Origin of the sequence: Buchnera aphidicola (Cinara curvipes) (genome assembly GCF_900698915.1) — a bacterium.
Taxonomy (GTDB): Bacteria; Pseudomonadota; Gammaproteobacteria; order Enterobacterales; family Enterobacteriaceae; genus Buchnera_F; species Buchnera_F aphidicola_AY.
Map to the genome: position 1 here is coordinate 392454 of NZ_LR217710.1, position 19959 is coordinate 412412.

Here is a 19959-nt window from a genome sequence, read left to right on the forward strand (position 1 = left end):
TTATACTAAATTTAATACACTAAAAATTTTCTTTAAATTATTTTTACTATAATTCAATGCAGTCTTTTTTCCAGACTTTAAAATATCAATTAAATAATCTTCGTTTTTTCTAAAATAGATATATGATTGTTGTATCTTAAAAATTGTATCACAAATAACATCTGATAATATTTTTTTAAAACTAGAATATTGATAAAATTTAAATCTTTTTTCTAATATAGAAATATCAGTATTTGTTAGAGATGAAAAAATTGATAATAAATTAGAAATACCTGGTTTTTTTTTAGGATTAAATACAATTTGAGGTGGGTTATCAGAATCTGTTAATGATTGTTTTATCTTTAAACATATAACATCTATTTTATCTAATAAAAAAATTGTATTATCTACATTTATATCTGATTTAGACATTTTTTTTTTAGGATTTTGTAAAGCCATAATTTTAGATCCTATTGATTCTATTAAAATATCTGGTATAATAAAAATATTTTCATATATAGAATTAAAACGAAGAGCAATTTTTTTTACTAATTCTATATGTTGTTTTTGATCTAAACCAACAGAAACACAATTAGTATTATATAATAAAATGTCAGCAGCCATTAAAACAGGATAAGAAAATAAAGACAAATTAATTTGAGTATTATTATATAATAATCTTTTCTTAAATTGTGTCATACGAGACAATTCACCAAAATAAACAAAATTACTCAAAATCCAATATAATTGACTATGTGTATACACGTGAGATTGTAAAAAAATTACACTATTAGTAGGATCTACACCACATGATAAATATAAAGCTACCATATCCAAAATATTACTAGAAAAACAATATTTTGAATTATCTATTTTAAAAGTAGTTAATGAATGTAAATCAGCAATACAAAAAAAACATTGATAATCTTTCTGAATATTTCTCCATCTATACATAGTTCCACAATAATTTCCCAAAGTAAGTAAACCAGTTGGTTGAATGCCTGTAAACATAATATCTTTTTTTTTAAAATATAACATATATAAAAAACCCTTAAAAAATATTTTTTAAAATGTATAGAGTACATATTTATATAAACTATAAAATCAAATTAAAATATTTTTAAAATCTTCTATAGTTTGTATACAATCATGAGAGTTAAAAATAGCTGATCCAATTACTAAAATATCAGCACCTGAATGTATAACACTTGAAAAATTTGATAAATTAATCCCTCCATCTACCGATAATAAAATATTTCTTTTTCTTTTATTAATTAAATAACGTATATATTTGATTTTTTTTAAAATGTGCTTTAAAAAAAACTGTCCTCCAAAACCAGGGTTAACTGTCATTACTAATATTAAATCTAATTCATCAAGTATATAATCTAAAAAATTTAAAGAAGTTGCAGGATTTAAAGCAATACCAACTCCGCAACCGATATTTTTGATAAGTCGTATAGTTTTATCTAAATGATTAGTAGTTTCAGGATGAATAGTTATAAATTTTACATTTAAATTAGAAAATAAGGAAATTAAAGAATCTACGGGAGAAGCCATTAAATGTACATCAATTTGAACTGGAATTTTATTATCTTTTATAGATTGTAATATTATAGGACCCATAGTAAGATTAGGAACATAATGATTATCCATTACATCAAAATGAATAAGATTACAACCAGCATGTAAAACTTTCCGTATATCATTTTCTAAATTACAAAAATTTGCAGATAAAATTGATGGAACAATTAAAAACTTTTTCATACACTTCCTATATTATAACAGTTAATATATAATTTTTAATGAAAAATATTTATAAAAATAAAATTATAAATAATTATAATGTATAATAAATAGATTAATTAATTTTTTAAAAAATATATTTTTTTTGAAATTTTTTAATAGATTCTAAAAGAACGTTTTGATCTATAGAAGAAAAAATTTTTACTTTACCAATAGTAATAGGTAAAATCAAACGAATAACTCCATTTAATACTTTCTTATCTCGTAACATTAAAAAAAGATAGTCATTTGGTTTCATATTTTTAGGTCCTGTTGTTGGTAAACCAATATTATGAAAAATTTTTATTATTCTAAATAAATCATCTTCTTTCAAAATATTTAACTGAAAAGATAAATATGATGCCATTATAATACCAACTGAAACAGCATCACCATGTAACCACTTTCCATAACCTGTATAAGTTTCAATAGCATGCGCAAAACTATGTCCTAAATTTAGGAAAGCTCGTGAATTATTTTCTTTTTCATCATTTTCAACAATTCGCACTTTTAATTCACAGCATTTTTGTATACAAAATAATAATTCATTTTCATGTAAATTCAATATTTTTAATAAATTTTTTTCTAACCATATAAAAAAACTATTATCAAAAATAATTGCATATTTAATAATTTCAGCTATACCTGAAATAATATGTTTTTTAGGTAAAGTTAAAAGAAAATCAATATCAACTAATACACCTTTAGGCTGCCAAAATGAACCAATCATATTTTTTCCTAAAGAATGATTAATACCAGTTTTTCCTCCTATAGAAGCATCAACTTGAGCTAATAAAGTAGTAGGAATCTGAAAAAAATTAACTCCTCTTTGATATATTGATGCAACAAAACCTGTAATATCACCAATAACTCCGCCGCCTAAGGCTATCAATGATAAATCACGGCCGTATGATTGATTTAATAAAAAAGATATTATTTTTTCAACAGTTTTAAAATTTTTGTAATACTCTCCATCTTTAATTAAAAAAAATTTTATATCTTTAATATAATTATAAAAATTAGTTTTTAATTTATTTTTTAAGATAATATTATACACATTTTCATTTATAATAATGACACTATTTTTATTACTTAAAAAAAAAGATGATATAGATTCATCCTTTAATAATTGACTACCAATATATATATCATAACTATTAAAATTTAAATTTACATGTATTTTATTTATCATAATATAAACTCTTGTTTAATTTAAAAAATTAAAATTATTACATTAATCCAACAAATTACTCGTACGTATATGATATATAATATCAGATATAATTGATTTTATTTTTTTATTATAAGTATCAACGATAATATGAGAAACATTTTTATATAAAGGATCGCGTATTTGAAATAAATCATGTAATATTTTTTTATTTTTATTATAATTAATAGATAATAAAGGTCTTTTTTTTCCAATTTTAGTTCTAATTAATTGTTCATTAACAGTAGCTCGTAAATATACAACAGTACCTCTGGAAAATAAAAAATCCCTTGATTTAGATGATAAAATTGATCCTCCTCCAGTAGCTAATATTATACCTTTTTTATTGGTTAATTCATTAATAATTTTTTCTTCACGTATACGAAATTCTGATTCGCCTTCTACCTCAAAAACCCAATCTATATCTACACCAGTTCTCTTTTCAATTTCAATGTCAGAATCATAAAATCGCATATTTAATAATTTAGATAAATAACGACCAATAGTGCTTTTTCCTGCTCCCATTGGACCAACTAAAAAAATATTTTTTTTTTTATCTTTATTCATAAATACCTTCCAAAATCATTAATAATCATTAAATATAATTATTTTTTTACTAAAAGATTAAAAATCTTAATAATTAAAATAAATATTTAAAAAAATAAAATATAAAAATTGTTAATATAAACTTAATAATATAATAAAAAGCTTGATTTTAAAAATACTTTTTAATATTATGAATAATTAATATTGTATTATAAAGGTGAGATGTCTGAGTGGATTAAGGAGCATGCCTGGAAAGCGTGTATATTGTAAAAAGTATCAAGGGTTCGAATCCCTTTCTCACCGAAAAAATTTAATATAATAATACCAATATAATTATTATTTAATTTATTAAATTTATTTATTTAAAAATTAATTAATAATATGAATGTTTACCAGATATATGATTAGTAATGTCACTTACACCAGATATTTCAGGAAAATGCTTAGTTAATCTTTTTTCTATTCCTATTTTTAAAGTTTGATCTATCATAGAACATCCATTACATCCTCCAGAAAATTTTATAACCGCTATACCAGTAGAACTGATTCCAATTAAAATAACTGAACCTCCATGTAACAAAAGTTTTGGATTAATTTTAGTAGATAAAAATCTTTTTACATTAAATTCTAGCTGAGAAAATTTTTTTGATTTTTTTAATATTTTTGCATAAGGAGCTTTTAAAGTAATTTGTGTGCCTAAATCATTTTCTATAATGTCTATAATAGCATTTTTTAAAAATGGAAGCATAGATTTAGAAATATAAATATTAAATTTACTAAAAGATATTACTTTATCATTTATATTATCAATATCTTGATGATCACAATAAGCCATACCACATTCAGCATACATGGTACCTGGAGAGTTAACAAAAATTCTAATATGTGTCTTAGTTTTTTTTTTAGATAATAATTTAATAATATATTTTTCAGCTAAATTAGAAATTGTAATCATAGAATTGCCCTTTATAATATGTTATTGTATAATAATATAAATAAAATATGTTTATATTAATATAATCATAATAATATACAAAATTTTTATTAATTAAATTGTTTTAAAAATATTAATTAATAATAAAAAATTTATAAATTAAATGAACAAAAAAATATATTGGTCTATTATAGGAAAAGGAAAAATAAATATAGTTTTTTTTCATGGATGGGGTATACACTCTATTGTTTGGAATAAAATTATTCCAATATTAAAACTATCCTTTACATTACATATAATTGATTTACCGGGTTTTGGAAAAAGTATTAATTGTTCAGTTATGAATTTTAAAGAAATATCTAATTATTTATTAAAAAAAATAAAAAAAAAAGTAATATGGTTAGGATGGTCTATGGGAGGGCTTATTGCTCATTATATGAGTTTAAATTATCCAAATTATACCATTGCTATGATTCATGTAACTTCATCACCTTTTTTCATAAAAAAAAAAGAATGGTTAGGTGTATCAAAAAATATATTAAAAGTAATAAAAAAAAATATATTTACTAATTACAATAAATTTTTAAAACAGTTTATTATATTACATGTTTTTGATAAAAAAATTAAAAATTTATCAATAAATAATTTTTTTTTAAAAAAATATCCTAATCCAAAAAAAAAAGCTATTGAAGTAGGATATCGATGGTTAACAGAAATTGATCAAAGAAACGAAGTACTCTCAAATAATATTCCCGTACTCAAAATATATGGTGAATTAGATAAAATTGTACCTCGAGAAATATGTTATAAAATAAATTATATACATAAAAATAGTAATTCTATTATTATTAAAGGCGCTAAACATGCTCCTTTTTTATCACACCCTAATATTTTTTGTAATATTTTAAAAAAATTTATTAAAAATAAAAAAATTGATAATTAAAATTAAAATATATTTAATAATAACAGTAATATTAATAAAAAAAATTAATCAATAATTAAAAAGGAATATCTTCATCATCAAAATCAATCTTAGATGTTGTATCTACTAAATGAGATTTATTTTTATAATCTGAAGAAATATCATCATTTAATAATTTATTTTTTCTAATAGATTTATTTTTATTATTTGATATATCCTGAATTTTATCAATAGATGTATTCGATACATTGTTTATATTACGAGAACCTAACATTTGCATAGATCCTGTAACGCTAACAATAACTTCTGTTGTATATCGATCTAGTCCATTTTGATCTTTCCATTTACGTGTTTGCAAAGATCCTTCAATATAAACTTGAGATCCCTTTTTTAAATATTGGCCTGAAATTTCAGCAATTTTTCCAAATAAAACTACTCTATGCCATTCAGTCTTTTCTTTTGTTTCACCTGTATTTTTATCTTTCCATACATCAGAAGTAGCAATAGTAATATTGACTACCGCTCCACCATTAGGCATATACCGTATATCTGGATCCTGCCCTAAATAACCAATCAAAATAACTTTATTTACACCTCTACTAGCCATAAAATTTAACCTAAATGTAATGAATATAAATGTATAAATATTAAAAATTATATCATAAAATATAAAAATATTTTATACTTCTAACTATTTTAGTTAAATCAAATATATATAGATTAAATTATCTATTTATATAAAAATATATTATAGAAATAGATATACATAAAAATTATTTAACTAACTATTATATTTTAAAATAAAAGAAAAAAAATACAACTTTTATATTAGACTAATATATTATCTAATATATCTATATAAGAAAACAAATAAAAAAAACATGAAAAATAATTACTCAAATAAATTTTCTGTTGCTCCTATGTTAAAATATACGGATCAACATTGTCTATTTTTTTATCGACAATTAACAAAAAATACCCTTTTATACACTGAAATGATTACTACACAAAAAATGTTACACTCAAGAAACTTGTTTAATAAAAAACAAATAAAAAATAATCACCCTATAGCAGTGCAACTAGCTGGAAGTAATCCGAAACATATTGAAAAATGTGCAAAAATAGCATATTCAATGGGTTTTAATGAAATAAATTTAAATATTGGTTGTCCATCTAAACATGCGCAACTAGGTAATTTTGGTGTATGTTTAATGCATAAACCTACTTTAGTATATCAATTAATTAAATCTATATATTTCACAGTACCTCTTCCAATAAGTGTTAAAATTAGAATAGGAACTAATAAAAAAAATGATTATCAATCTCTTAAAAATTTTATTAAAAAAGTATCAAAAAATAAATATTGTATTAAATTTATTATTCATGCCAGAATTGCTGATTTAAAAATACAAAGCCCTAAAAAAAACCGCAAAATACCTTTATTAAATTATGATTATGTATATAAAATTAAAAAAGATCTACCAGATTTAATAATTATTATTAATGGAGGAATAAAATCTATTTTAGAAATAAAAAAACATTTACAAAACGTAGACGGAGTTATGATGGGGAGAGAAATATATAAAAATCCATTATTACTTCATAAAATTGAAAAAGAAATTTTTTCTTATAAAAAAAATATCAATTTAAAAAAATGTTTAAAAAAAATGTTGATCTATATTAATCAGGAAAAAAAAAACGGAAATAAAATTATTCATATAATAAAACATATGTTAAATATTTTTTATAATCATCCACAAGCAAAAAAATGGAAATTATATATTTTATATTGCATACATAATAAAAAAAATATATTTAATTTATTTAAAAAAATAAATAAAATTTTTGATAAAAAAAATAAAAATTTTTCCATAAATAATAATATTAAATATTAAAAATATTATTTATATAATAATATTAAATTTATATTTAAAAATTTATATAAGAGAAACTATTGTTTATGATAGATTTTAAAAAAAAAATAAATAAACTAAAAATTCCACCTCATTCATTAGAAGCAGAACAATCAGTTCTAGGTGGTTTAATGTTAGATAATCAACAATGGGATATAGTTTCAGAACATATTGTTGCTGAAGATTTTTATAATAGACAACATCAATTAATTTTCTGTGAAATGAAAAACCTAATTGAAAAAGGTTCTCCAATAGATTTAATTACATTATCAGAATCTTTAGAACAAAAAGGTGAATTAAATAATGTAGGGAGATTTTCTTACTTAGCAGAAATCTCTAAAAATACACCTAGTATTACTAATATTATTGCATATGCCGAAATAATCAGAGAAAGAGCAATTGTACGCGAAATTATTTTAACAGCACACAATATTGCGTATTCTGGATATTACCCTAAAGGAAGAAAAAGTACGGAATTATTAGATTATGCTGAATCTAGCATATTTAAAATATCTGAAACACGAAAAAAAAATAACACAGGTCCAAAGAATATCGAAAAAATTTTAGATAGCACAATACAATCAATTGAAAAACTTTTAAAAAAACCTAATAATGGTATTACTGGATTAAATACCGGATATCATGATCTAAATAAAAAAACATTTGGTTTACAACAATCAGACTTAATTATTATTGCTGCTCGACCATCAATGGGGAAAACAACATTTGCTATGAATCTATGTGAAAATACAGCAATGTTATATGAAAAACCAATTTTAATTTTTAGTTTAGAAATGCCCGGAGAACAAATTATGATTCGTATGTTAGCTTCATTATCAAGAGTAAATCAATCAAAGATTAGAACTGGAAAATTAAATGATGAAGAATGGAGTAGAATATCTAGCACTATTAATATTTTATTAAAAAAAAAAAACATATATATTGATGATTCATCAGGTCTAACACCTAATGAAGTACGCTCACGTTCAAGAAAAATATATAGAGAAAATAACGGATTAAGTTTAATTATGATTGATTATTTACAATTAATAAAAATACCATCATTATCGGGAAATAGAACATTAGAAATAGCTGAAATTTCAAGAACATTAAAATCACTGGCAAAAGAACTTAATATTCCTATTATAGCTTTATCACAATTAAATCGATCATTAGAACAAAGATCTGATAAAAGACCAGTAAATTCAGATTTAAGAGAATCTGGCTCTTTAGAACAAGACGCTGATTTAATTTTATTTATTTATAGGGATGAATTATATCATGAAAATAGTGAATTAAAAGGAATTGCAGAAATTATCATAGGAAAACAAAGAAATGGCCCTACTGGAACAGTTCGATTAACATTTAATGGACAATGGTCAAGATTCGATAACTATTATAATCAAAAATATCAATTCTAAACTTTAAATAAATAAAAAATATATTTAAATTTTATATATAAAAATATATTAAAAAAAAATTTATATAAAAAATTATTTATCTGATATAAATAAATAATTCATTTTATGAGAATAATTATGTTATCACATTAAGTTAGATCATATCTCTATAAATATAGAAAATTTTTTATATTTATGATATATTTATTATATAAAAAAAATAATTTTATTTATTTAAATAAATAAAAATATAATAAAATACTTATAAAATATCCAATTATTAATATGATTATATTATCTTTTGATTATGGTATTAAAGTTATTGGTGTTGCTATATCTGAAACTAAATTAAATTATTCTATTCCTATAAAATCTATTATAAATAATAAAAAAAATACTCTTTGGGAAAAAATTAACAATATAATAAAATATTGGAATCCCAAATATATTATTATAGGTTATCCATATAGAATTAAAAAAAACATTAATAAAAAAATAAAAAATTTTAGTGAACAAATAAAAATACGATTTAAAAAAAATATTTATTTACATGATGAAAATTATTCAACAACAGAAGCTAAATTATTATTAAAAAAAAATTTAAAAAAAAAAAAATCACATTGTATACATTCTGTTTCAGCAAAAATAATTCTTGATAGTTGGTTAGAAACTAATAAGGATATTTATTAAAATAAGTAAATTGTATTTTTATTCATAAAAATAAATTTTATACAAAAAATATAACTATTTTTATTAAAAAATTAAATTTATAATTAAAAAACTATGTATAAGAAAAAAATATATATTTTACCACCAATTAGTTTATATATTCATATACCTTGGTGTATAAAAAAATGCCCATATTGTGATTTCCATTCATATAAATATTCTAAAAAAATTTCAGAAGAAAAATATATAAAACATATAATCAAAGATCTAAAAGAAGATAAAAAAATAATTTCAAATAGATCAATTAAATCAATTTTTATTGGAGGAGGAACACCAAGTTTATTAAAGAGTAAAACAATTGAATTATTAATTCAAAAAATAAAAAAAACTATATCAGTTTCTAAAAAAATAGAAATTTCTATAGAAATCAATCCAGACAAATATCAAAGAGAAAAAATAATAAAATACCATCAATCCGGAATTAATAGATTTTCTATTGGCGTACAAACATTCAATAATAATTTACTTAAAAAAATTGAAAGAACATATAAAAAAAAATCAGTAATTGATCTTATTAAATCTACTAAAAATATAGTAAATAGAAATCTAAATATAGATATTATTTATGGATTACCTCATCAATCTGTTAAAGAAGCTCTTAGTGACTTAATACAAGCAATAAAATTAAAACCAGAACATATTTCATGGTATCAACTAGATATTGAACCAAATACTAAATTTTATACACAAGATATTATATTACCTTCTCTTTTAGATATAAAAAAAATAAGATCAAAAGGAAAAAAAATACTAAGAAAATCAGGATATAAACAATATGAAATATCTGCTTTTACAAAAAAAAAAAAATATCAATGTATACATAATCTTAACTATTGGAATTTTGGTGATTATATAGGAATAGGATGTGGCGCACATGGTAAAATTACACAATTAAATAAAAAAATTATTCGTACTATAAAAACTAAAAGAGATGAAATTTATATAAAAAAAAAGTATACAGAAAAAAAATATATTGTACCTAAAGAAGATATTCCATTTGAATTTTTTTTAAATAAATTCAGATTATTAAAACCTATTTCTTATTCAAGTTTTGAAAAAAGTACTAATTTAAACATACAAATAATTCAAGAGAAAATTTTTTCAGCTAAAAAAAAAGGATATTTAATAGATAAAAATTATCATTGGATCATAACAAAATACGGAAAAAAACATTTAAATTCTCTCTTGTCAATATTTTTAAAATAAAATTAAAAAAAATATTCATAAACTATTTAAAATATAATTGATATTTATAATCAAAAATATCATGATTTAATAAAATAGCTTTTTTTTCAAATTTAGTTTGCACATATATATTATGTAATGGAAAGAAAAATTTTTTAAAAAAAATACGTTTAAAAATAGAATTTTGTGACATCAAAGTAAATATATTATTTGAGTATAAATGACAATCAGTTCTTATATGTAAGTAACCCTTATAAACTATTTTTTTTTCTATTAAGTGAATAAAATTATTATTTATTAATCGTCTTTTATGATGTTTTAATTTAAACCAAGGATCAGGAAAAAAAATTTGAAGAATAAATACTGAAAAATCTGGAATCATATACATTAAAACTTCAACAGCATCATGAAATATTATTTTTAAATTATTTACTTTATATAAGCAAGCATACTTAATAGCTGAATAAATACTTAATGGATATACTTCAATTCCAATAAAATTTATATGAGGATTATTTAAAACTTTTTGTATGAATGAATATCCATCACCAAAACCAATTTCTACAATAATTTTTTGATTTAAAAAAAATAATAACGAAAAATTTAATTGAGTATAACAAAAATCAATCCCATAATTTTTCCAGTTTAATAATATAAATTGTTTTTTTTTTTTATTCATATATCTTTTTCTAATTACATAACTTTTAATTGTATATAAAGACTTATTTTTTTTTTTATAAATACGATAATTAATAGAACACATTAGTATTCACCAATATAAAAAATATTTATATAAATTTAAAAAAAATATTTTATTAAAAACAAAAAAATATTAATTTTTTAAAAAATAAAATAAATTATAAATTTCAATTTATTAATAATATTAGGATAAATATGTTATTTGCACAAAAAATACTTAATTGGTTTCATCACCACGGAAGAAAAAATCTACCATGGCAAAAAAAAAATATTTATCTTATTTGGATATCTGAAATTATGTTGCAACAAACACAAGTTAAAACAGTAATTCCATATTTTAATAAATTTAAAAAAAAATTTCCTACCATGAAATCACTAATAAAAGCAAACATAAATGACATACTGTATTTGTGGAGTGGTTTAGGATATTATCAAAGAGCACATAATATATATAAAACAGCTATAATTATAAAAAAAAAATATAATGGACTTTTTCCAGAAAATATCAATGAAATAAAAAAATTACCAGGTATTGGCCAATCAACAGCTGGAGCAATTCTATCTTTCGCATATAATTTTGGATATGCTATTTTAGATGGCAACATAAAACGTATCTTAATAAGATTTCATGCAATTAATATAGTTAATAAAAAAAAAAGACAATTAGATATTTTATTATGGAATTTGATTAATAAATATCTTCCTATTCATCATGCTAATAAATTTAATCAGTCTATGATGGATATAGGATCATTAATTTGCACAAATAAAAATCCTAAATGTTCTATATGCCCTTTGAATAATACTTGCAATTACTCTTATAATCAACCTTTTTATATAAAAAAAATAAAAAAAAAAAGTAAAATTGGAATATTATTTTCAATAATACAATATAAAAATTTATTTTTTATAAAAAAACAAAAAAAAATTTCTATTTGGAAAGGATTATTTTATTTTCCTGTAACTCCTTTTCTAATATCAATAAATGAATGGAAAAAAATTATACACAAAAGTAAAAAAAAAAAAAATACAAATATACTACCTTTTACTCACTATATTAGTAATATAAAATTATATATAATTACTCAGTTAATCAAAATAAAAAAAAAAAAATATAAATTAAATAAAAAAGAAAATATATGGTATAACATATTTTTAAATAAAAAAATTGGTATCCCCGCTCCAGTAAAAAAAATATTTATAATTTTAAAAAAAAAAATAAAGGAAGAAAATATGAAAAAAAAAAATAAACGTATAATTTTTTGTTCATTTTTTAAAAAAAATGAAGAAGGTTTAGATTATCCTTTTTTTACCGGAGAGATTGGACAAAAAATTTATCAAGAAATTTCTAAAAAAGCATGGACATGCTGGTTAAAAAAGCAAACGAAAATAATTAATGAAAAAAAACTAAACATGTTTATTGATGAAGATCGTGAATATTTAGAAAAAAAAATGAAAAAGTTTTTATTTTCTAATAATAATTAGAAATACATTTTTATTTAATTAAATTATTGATTTTATATGTAATTTTATTTACATAATCAATTAATTTTTCTAATAAAATATAATTACTATGTTTAATATCATATTTTAATTGCAATAAACGAATATTTTCAATATATGTATTAACAAATTTAGAATTTATTTTTTTTTGACAATAAGATTTCCATATTTTTATTTCAGATTTACTTAGTAAATTTATAAAATTACGTGCTTTTAGTCGAAAAAAAATTTCCTTAATTCTATTATCAATAAATTTAGGATTCCAATTAATCCAAAAAGAAGGAGGATTACAATGAATAAAAGAAAATAATGATTTATCTTGGTAAGTAAAAAAATTTTTATATAGTAGTAAATCTACATCTTGAATAATCTTGTTTTTATTTCTATTTGAAAAAAATGAAATAATCCAATTTTTAATCTGTATATTATCTTTTAATAAAAAAAAATTTTTCTGACAACGTAGATAATTAATATTTAATCTCTTACAATTTTTATCGGAAAGAGAGTTATAGGAAAATAATAATGGAGCTTTATTAATATTAATAACTTGAATTCCACAATGAAATAATTTTTTAATTTTTAATATTTTATTTATAGAATTATTGTATAAACTAAATAAATTTTTTATATTTATCGATAAATCAATAACAATAATGTTACTATTATATATTGGATGAAAATCTAAAATCATTACACAGCCAAAATTATTATTTTTAGAACCAAAATAACTAGATAAGTAAAAAAAAGGTTTTTTATAATTTTTATATATAAAAGATAATATATTTTTTTTATGAGATATTTTATACAAAAACAAAAAAAATTTTTTATTTCGATAATATAGATATCGAGCTATTAAAACAGTAGCTGTTACATCAGAAAAAGCATCATGAATATTAGTATGTTCAATCTTATTAACTAAAGTAACATCAGATAATTTAAAACTAATAGTTCCGTCAATTTTATGACACCACAACATAACTTCAGGATAAAATATATAAAATGAACGTAAAATATTTAAAATATCCCAACTAAAATTATTATTTTTCCAACACCATTCATAAGGATCAAGTAAATTTCTATAAAAAAGATTACGTGTAATTAAATTATCAAAATTAATATTATTATACCCTACTATACATATATTTTTTTGAGAAAAAATATCATATATTTTTTTAGTAAAAAAATATTCATTTAATCCGTGTATTTTTGTATATTGAGGTAATATTTTAGTAATTAAAACAGATTTTGGATCAGGTAAATAATCTAAAGGAGGATAACAAAATAAAACTGTCTTTTTACGAATAATATTAAATGAATTATCTGTTTCTATACTACAAAACTGAGATACCTTATCTAGAGATACATTTGTACCAAAAGTTTCATAATCATAAAAAACAAAAGAATTTTTTGTAGAAAAATTAACACTATACTTTTTCTTTAACATAAATTTAAATATTATTTAATTATTTCATTTATAAAATATTTTAATATTTTATTTACATATTATTATAAATAATAAAACATTCTCCCCTGACTGGACTCGAACCAGTGACATACGGATTAACAGTCCGCCGTTCTACCAACTGAACTACAGAGGAATATAAAATATATATCATACAGATAATATGATGTCAATTTATAATTAAAAATATTTTTTATATTATTTAAAATTTTAAAAATAATTATTAATTATAAAATAAAAAAAATATAGATTAGTATTTCAATTTGTTCTATAATATGTTATTAATAATTAAAGTATATTAATATCTTAATAAGGCCCTTTAGCTCAGTGGTTAGAGCACACGACTCATAATCGTTTGGTCGCTGGTTCAAATCCAGCAAGGGCCATAATATATCTAATAAACAAAATAAAAATATATAAACTTATAATTAAATAATTAAATTTTTATATGTATAAAAATTTAATTTTTTTCTTAGTAAGAATTATTAATTTAGCAATCCGTTCACCTGGATACACACAAAAAATTTTTTTACTACAATTCCATATAGATATTTTCAATTCATTATTATAAAAAAAATTCTTTAGAATAAATGGATTTCCTATAATTATTTTATATTTTTTCTTTACTTTATATAAAGGTTTAATAAGAAAATCTAAGTTTTTATCAAAAATATTAATTAATATTCCTGTAGAAATTAATGTTGTTTGTTCAGGTGAAATATATATTTTTTTTTTAATACAAGCTCTTAAATAAAATCCAAGTAATCCATCAGATAAATATTCAGGAAAAAAAAAAATAGTTCCAATACGAGAATCAAGAATTTTTATATTTAATTCTAATACATCTAAACACATAAAAAATCCTATTTTAATACAATTTTATTTTGATAGAATAACTACTTTAAATACAGTAGAAATATTTTTATATGGAGTAAATATAACTTCATGAATTCCTAAATAACGTAATAAACCTTGAGGTAATTTAATTTCACTTTTTTGAACAAAAATACCAATCAAGGATAATTGTTTAATAATATCTTTAATTCCAATAGAACCAAAAATTTTTTTCTTCTCACTTGATTTCATAAAAAAAATAATTGCTCCTATTAAATTCATAGAATTGATTTTTTTTGTTGCTTTTTTTATTTTTTCAGATTCTTGTTTTTCTTCTAATATTCTATTTTGTTCAAAAATTTTAATATTACTTAGCGTCGCTAATAATACTTTATTAGTAGGTATCAAATAATTTCTAGCGTATCCATTTTTTACAAAAATTATTTGTCCTTTTTTTCCTAATTTTTCTATTGTATTTAATAAAATAACTTTCATTTAATATAAACACCTTAAAAAATATTACTTTTAATATTATAAAAAAATAATTACTTTTTTATTTATGTTGATCAGTATACGGAATTAAACTGATAAAACGAGCTATTTTAATGGCACGGGATAATTTTCTTTGATATTTTGCTTTTGTTCCAGTAATACGACTAGGAACTATTTTTCCACTTTCAGTAATATAATTTTTTAACATAATAATATCTTTATAATCTATATATTTTATTCCTTCTACTGTAAATCTACAAAATTTTCTACGACGAAAATAACGCACCATAATCAAACCCTTAATCTTTAATTAAAATTAAATATTATATTTAAAATAAAATAAAAATATTCTTATAATTTAATATTTTTTTATATTTTTATGTATTTTCTTTCTAGAAGAAATTAATTCTTTTTTATTATTTTCTTGAAGTTGTAATATAGGAGACATTTTTTTAAACGCTTCTGTACATAAAAGAATAAGATGACGAATTATATTTATATTAAATTTAAAATCATTTTCTAAATGTTTTAAACATTCAATTGATACTTCTATATTAATTAAAATATAATGCGCTTTTTGTAATTTCTTTATTGGGTATGATAATACACGTTGTCCCCAATCTTCTAAACGATGAATTATCCCTTTTTTAGAAGTGATTATATTTGAATAATATTCAATAATTTGTGAAATTTTTTCACTTTTATCTGGATGAATCATTAAAACTATTTCATAGTGACGCACTAATAAAACTCCTTTAAAATATATAAAATACAATTTTTAAATTATTTATTAAAATATAAAGTTAAATAAAAAAATTTAATATACATAAAATTTAAAAATAATTTTAAAAATTTAATTATTTTTAAATTCAAAAAATATTCTATTATATTAACATAATTATATTCATGAAAAAAAAATAGTTTTAATAAAAAATATTTATTATTAAATAAATTACACAAATTTTATTTTTTTAAAAGATGAAAAATAATTAAATTATATATATAAAAATTTTTTAAAAAAAAATAAACAATTAATTAAAAATCATTTATTATATTCTATTACTTTTTTAATTTTATTTATCAAAATATCTATTTGATTATCATTTATTAAGATGATATCTTTCCAATTATTTAACCAAGTTAATTGATGTTTAACTAATTTGCGGGTAGATTTAATTGTATTATCAATCATTTCTTGATATGTACACTTATTTTTTAAATAAAACCACATTTGTCTATAACCAATACTATTAATAGACGGAAAAGAAGAATTTAAATTCTTAATTTTATATAAATTACGTACTTCTTCTTCAAATCCATTGTTTAACATATTATAAAAACGTTTTTCTATTTTATTATATAAAATATCTTTTCTATATGGAATTAATCCAAACTGAAATATTTTATATGGTAACTTTACATGTATAGATTTAATTAACTTACTGCGTGAAAATCCTCCAGAAACAAAAAATATTTCAACTGCACGTAAAACACGCTGAATATCATTCATATGAATTTTCTTACTAGAATCAGGATCAATTTTTTTTAAAATATCAAATAATTTTTTTTTTTTTTTTAAACATATTTCTTCAAAAATATATTTTCTAATTAATGGATTAGAAGGAGGTAAATAAGCAAATCCATTCAATAATAATTTAAAATAAAACATTGTTCCTCCAACTAACAAAGGAATTTTACCAAATTTTAAAATATTTTTTATTTCCTTAACAGAATCCTTATAAAAATCAACAGCTGAATAGATTTCTTTGGGTGATTTAATATTAATTAAACGATGCAAATTTTCTTTTAAATCTTTTTTATTTGGTTTATCTGTACCAATATCTAAACCTTTATATACTAATTTTGAATCTACACTTAATAACTCTATTTCAGGAAATTTTTTTTTTATTTTTAACGCTAAAGAACTTTTTCCTACTGCTGTTGGACCCATTAGAAAAAATACAACTGATTTAATATTCATTTTTTATTTTTCAAATTTAATTAAAGATAATTTATATAAATAATTTGTAAAAAATTTTCAAAAAAATTTAATTAAATAACTTTATAAAAATATTTTAAAAATATTTATTAAAATACTTTTAATAATAATACTTTTTATTTTAAAAATTATTATTAATTTATATTAAAGATTATTCCATTTTTTATAAATTTTCAATAATCCAATAGTAGAACTATCATATTTTTTATGAAGATTATTACAAAATAAATCATGATATATATTATTTGCTACAGATTTTCCTAATTCTACACCCCATTGATCAAAACTAAATATATTTAAAATAATACCTTGAACAAAAACCTTATGTTCATATAACGAAATTAAAGAACCTAAAGAATATGGAGTAATTTTTTTTAAAATAATAGAATTGCTTGGTTTATTACCATTACAAAATTTATAAAATGAATTTTTATTTTTAATAAAATCATTTGATATTTTTTCTTTATTAATATAAAAATCATTACCGAAAGCTAAAGATTGAGTCTGTGCTAAGAAATTTGATAATAATTTTTCATGGTGGTTGTTAATAGGGTTGTGACTAATAGAAGGAATAATAAAATCACACGGAACTAAATTTGTTCCTTGATGTAACAGTTGAAAAAAGGAATGTTGACCATTAGTACCGGATTGACCCCAAATAATTGGACTGGTATTCCAAGTAACTAAGTTACCATTACGATCTATAGATTTACCATTAGATTCCATAAAACTTTGTTGCAAATAATCAGGAAAAACATGCATATATTCATCATAAGGAAAAATTGCTTCTGTTTCTGTATGAAAAAAATTTGTATACCAAATACTTATTAGAGCCAATATAACAGGAATATTAGTAGATAATTTTTCATTCAAAAAATGTTGATCCATAATATATGCGCCATATAATAATAGTTCAAAATTTTTAAATCCTATTGATAAAGCAATAGATAAACCAGAAGCAGACCATAAAGAATAACGACCACCAACCCAATCCCAAAATTTAAAAATGTTTTTTTTATGAATCCCAAAATTTAATGCTGAACTGGTATTTTCACATAAAGCAAAACAATGTTTGGAAAAATAATTAATAGAATTAGTCTTAAAAGAAAATTGATCTTTTAAATAATTAGCATTACTAATAGTTTCATCAGTAGAAAATGATTTAGAAGCTATTAAAAAAATAGTTGTTTCTAAATTAACTTTTTTTAATACTTCAATAATATTAGTACCATCAATATTAGATACATAATGAATATTTAAGTGATTTTTATAAGCTTTTAAAGATTCAGTAACCATATAAGGACCTAAATGTGATCCACCAATACCAATATTTACAACATCTGATATATTTTTTCCAGTATATCCTTTCCAATAACCTTTAATTATTTCATTAGAAAAATTTTTTATTTTTTTTAATTCTTTTTTTACAGAAAACATAATATCTAAATTATTAATAATAATTTTATTATTTAATTTATTACGCAAAGCAATATGTAAAACCGATCTATTTTCAGTTTTGTTAATTAGTTTTCCCGAAAACATATTTTTTATGGCATCACTTAAATAACATTCTTTAGAAAGATCTAATAATAATTGCAAAGTTTTTTTAGTAATACGATTTTTAGAAAAATCTACTAAAATTTCATTATTAAAAGAAATAGAATAATTTGTAAATCTATTTTTATCTAAATTAAATAAATCTTTAATATGAATATTTTTAATATCAAAAAAATGATTGTGTAATTTTTTCCACGCAACAGTATTTGTTGGATTAATATTTTTCATATATAACCTTTTTTTATTAAAATAATTCCATAAAACAATGAATACTCATTTTCTGTATATATAAAAATAGATGTAGAAAAATATTCCTATTAATTTTAAATAAATAATAATATTTTTTACATAAAAAAAATATAAATGTAATATAATTACAAATTGAATAAAAATTATAAATATATATTTATTAATAAAAATTAAATATACATTTTATTAAAAATTAATAAAAATAATAAATTTTTTAAAAAAATTTTTATATAAATAATATTTTTAAATAATTCTTGCAAAAAAAAAATAATTTTTATATAATCAAGAATGATAATTTATTGCGGGAATAGCTCAGTTGGTAGAGCACAACCTTGCCAAGGTTGCGGTCACGAGTTCAAATCTCGTTTCCCGCTTAAAATTATTAATTTTAACTATTCTTAAAAATTAAAATAAAAAAATTTTTTATATTACATTTTTTTAAAATAATTTTTTTTTTAATAAAATCCTGTATATAAGATTTAATTTAATAACAATTATTATAACTAAAAATTATTAAAAGAAATAAATAATATAAATATATAATTCTTATATTTTAAAAAA

The 19959-nt window shown here is 19.8% G+C and carries 20 protein-coding genes and 4 tRNA genes; 9 read left to right on the plus strand and 15 right to left on the minus strand.

Features of this window, described 5'->3' with window-relative positions:
• The 4 genes from trpS to aroK all read right to left on the minus strand — a co-directional run bounded on the left by trpS (position 1) and on the right by aroK (position 3541).
• A complete protein-coding gene (trpS, locus tag BUCICURV3402_RS01810) occupies positions 1–1017 on the minus strand; it encodes a tryptophan--tRNA ligase (RefSeq protein ID WP_154029391.1) in 1017 nt (338 codons plus the stop codon).
• 66 nt (positions 1018–1083) lie between these two features.
• Entirely contained in the window at positions 1084–1746 is a 663-nt protein-coding gene (gene rpe / locus BUCICURV3402_RS01815; protein ID WP_154029392.1) for a ribulose-phosphate 3-epimerase, read from the minus strand.
• A gap of 106 nt (positions 1747–1852) precedes the next feature.
• Positions 1853–2956, minus strand: coding sequence for a 3-dehydroquinate synthase (aroB, locus tag BUCICURV3402_RS01820; protein WP_154029393.1), 1104 nt, complete (start codon positions 2954–2956; stop codon positions 1853–1855).
• 42 nt (positions 2957–2998) lie between these two features.
• On the minus strand, positions 2999–3541 hold the full coding sequence (aroK, locus tag BUCICURV3402_RS01825) for a shikimate kinase AroK (RefSeq protein WP_154029394.1): 543 nt from the start codon (positions 3539–3541) through the stop codon (positions 2999–3001).
• Positions 3542–3736: 195 nt separating this feature from the next.
• Here aroK and BUCICURV3402_RS01830 point away from each other — a divergent pair.
• Positions 3737–3823, plus strand: a tRNA-Ser gene (locus tag BUCICURV3402_RS01830).
• Between the two features lie 70 nt (positions 3824–3893).
• Here the strand turns inward: BUCICURV3402_RS01830 and BUCICURV3402_RS01835 are convergent.
• Positions 3894–4475 (minus strand): NfuA family Fe-S biogenesis protein, encoded by a 582-nt coding sequence (locus BUCICURV3402_RS01835; RefSeq protein ID WP_154029395.1) that lies wholly within the window; start codon positions 4473–4475, stop codon positions 3894–3896.
• Positions 4476–4617: 142 nt separating this feature from the next.
• On the opposite strand from BUCICURV3402_RS01835, the gene BUCICURV3402_RS01840 reads away from it, so the two are divergent.
• Complete coding sequence (locus BUCICURV3402_RS01840) at positions 4618–5397, plus strand: alpha/beta fold hydrolase (protein WP_154029396.1); 780 nt, start codon at positions 4618–4620, stop codon at positions 5395–5397.
• A gap of 55 nt (positions 5398–5452) precedes the next feature.
• On the opposite strand, the gene ssb is transcribed toward BUCICURV3402_RS01840, so the two are convergent.
• The gene (ssb, locus tag BUCICURV3402_RS01845; RefSeq protein WP_154029397.1) at positions 5453–5983 is read right to left on the minus strand and encodes a single-stranded DNA-binding protein; all 531 of its coding nucleotides are present in this window, start codon (positions 5981–5983) and stop codon (positions 5453–5455) included.
• A gap of 274 nt (positions 5984–6257) precedes the next feature.
• On the opposite strand from ssb, the gene dusA reads away from it, so the two are divergent.
• The 4 genes from dusA (at position 6258) to hemW (ending at position 10624) form a co-directional block, all read left to right on the plus strand.
• Positions 6258–7271, plus strand: coding sequence for a tRNA dihydrouridine(20/20a) synthase DusA (gene dusA / locus BUCICURV3402_RS01850; RefSeq protein WP_154029398.1), 1014 nt, complete (start codon positions 6258–6260; stop codon positions 7269–7271).
• 65 nt (positions 7272–7336) lie between these two features.
• Entirely contained in the window at positions 7337–8710 is a 1374-nt protein-coding gene (dnaB, locus tag BUCICURV3402_RS01855; protein WP_154029399.1) for a replicative DNA helicase, read from the plus strand.
• Positions 8711–8974: 264 nt separating this feature from the next.
• Complete coding sequence (gene ruvX / locus BUCICURV3402_RS01860; RefSeq protein ID WP_154029400.1) at positions 8975–9379, plus strand: Holliday junction resolvase RuvX; 405 nt, start codon at positions 8975–8977, stop codon at positions 9377–9379.
• A 108-nt stretch (positions 9380–9487) separates the two neighbouring features.
• The gene (gene hemW, locus BUCICURV3402_RS01865) at positions 9488–10624 is read left to right on the plus strand and encodes a radical SAM family heme chaperone HemW (RefSeq protein WP_172598554.1); all 1137 of its coding nucleotides are present in this window, start codon (positions 9488–9490) and stop codon (positions 10622–10624) included.
• Between the two features lie 22 nt (positions 10625–10646).
• Here hemW and trmB read toward each other — a convergent pair whose 3' ends face one another.
• Positions 10647–11366 carry a tRNA (guanosine(46)-N7)-methyltransferase TrmB gene (trmB, locus tag BUCICURV3402_RS01870; RefSeq protein ID WP_154029402.1) on the minus strand — a complete coding sequence of 240 codons (720 nt, stop codon included), beginning with the start codon at positions 11364–11366 and terminating at the stop codon, positions 10647–10649.
• Between the two features lie 131 nt (positions 11367–11497).
• On the opposite strand from trmB, the gene mutY reads away from it, so the two are divergent.
• A complete protein-coding gene (mutY, locus tag BUCICURV3402_RS01875) occupies positions 11498–12787 on the plus strand; it encodes an A/G-specific adenine glycosylase (protein ID WP_154029403.1) in 1290 nt (429 codons plus the stop codon).
• A gap of 10 nt (positions 12788–12797) precedes the next feature.
• Here mutY and sbcB read toward each other — a convergent pair whose 3' ends face one another.
• Positions 12798–14249 (minus strand): exodeoxyribonuclease I, encoded by a 1452-nt coding sequence (gene sbcB, locus BUCICURV3402_RS01880; RefSeq protein ID WP_154029404.1) that lies wholly within the window; start codon positions 14247–14249, stop codon positions 12798–12800.
• Between the two features lie 81 nt (positions 14250–14330).
• Positions 14331–14403: transfer RNA gene (locus BUCICURV3402_RS01885), tRNA-Asn, on the minus strand.
• A 177-nt stretch (positions 14404–14580) separates the two neighbouring features.
• Between BUCICURV3402_RS01885 and BUCICURV3402_RS01890 the strand changes: the two genes are divergently transcribed.
• Positions 14581–14653 (plus strand) — tRNA-Ile (locus BUCICURV3402_RS01890).
• A 58-nt stretch (positions 14654–14711) separates the two neighbouring features.
• Here the strand turns inward: BUCICURV3402_RS01890 and BUCICURV3402_RS01895 are convergent.
• The 6 genes from BUCICURV3402_RS01895 to pgi all read right to left on the minus strand — a co-directional run bounded on the left by BUCICURV3402_RS01895 (position 14712) and on the right by pgi (position 19377).
• Positions 14712–15122 (minus strand): dUTP diphosphatase, encoded by a 411-nt coding sequence (locus BUCICURV3402_RS01895; RefSeq protein WP_154029405.1) that lies wholly within the window; start codon positions 15120–15122, stop codon positions 14712–14714.
• Positions 15123–15146: 24 nt separating this feature from the next.
• A complete protein-coding gene (gene rplI / locus BUCICURV3402_RS01900) occupies positions 15147–15596 on the minus strand; it encodes a 50S ribosomal protein L9 (protein WP_154029406.1) in 450 nt (149 codons plus the stop codon).
• Positions 15597–15654: 58 nt separating this feature from the next.
• Complete coding sequence (gene rpsR / locus BUCICURV3402_RS01905; protein WP_154029407.1) at positions 15655–15882, minus strand: 30S ribosomal protein S18; 228 nt, start codon at positions 15880–15882, stop codon at positions 15655–15657.
• Between the two features lie 69 nt (positions 15883–15951).
• On the minus strand, positions 15952–16335 hold the full coding sequence (gene rpsF, locus BUCICURV3402_RS01910; RefSeq protein ID WP_154029408.1) for a 30S ribosomal protein S6: 384 nt from the start codon (positions 16333–16335) through the stop codon (positions 15952–15954).
• Between the two features lie 300 nt (positions 16336–16635).
• A complete protein-coding gene (miaA, locus tag BUCICURV3402_RS01915) occupies positions 16636–17544 on the minus strand; it encodes a tRNA (adenosine(37)-N6)-dimethylallyltransferase MiaA (RefSeq protein ID WP_430809864.1) in 909 nt (302 codons plus the stop codon).
• A gap of 192 nt (positions 17545–17736) precedes the next feature.
• Entirely contained in the window at positions 17737–19377 is a 1641-nt protein-coding gene (gene pgi / locus BUCICURV3402_RS01920) for a glucose-6-phosphate isomerase (RefSeq protein WP_154029410.1), read from the minus strand.
• A 322-nt stretch (positions 19378–19699) separates the two neighbouring features.
• Between pgi and BUCICURV3402_RS01925 the strand changes: the two genes are divergently transcribed.
• Positions 19700–19772: transfer RNA gene (locus BUCICURV3402_RS01925), tRNA-Gly, on the plus strand.
• Positions 19773–19959: the final 187 nt, after the last annotated feature.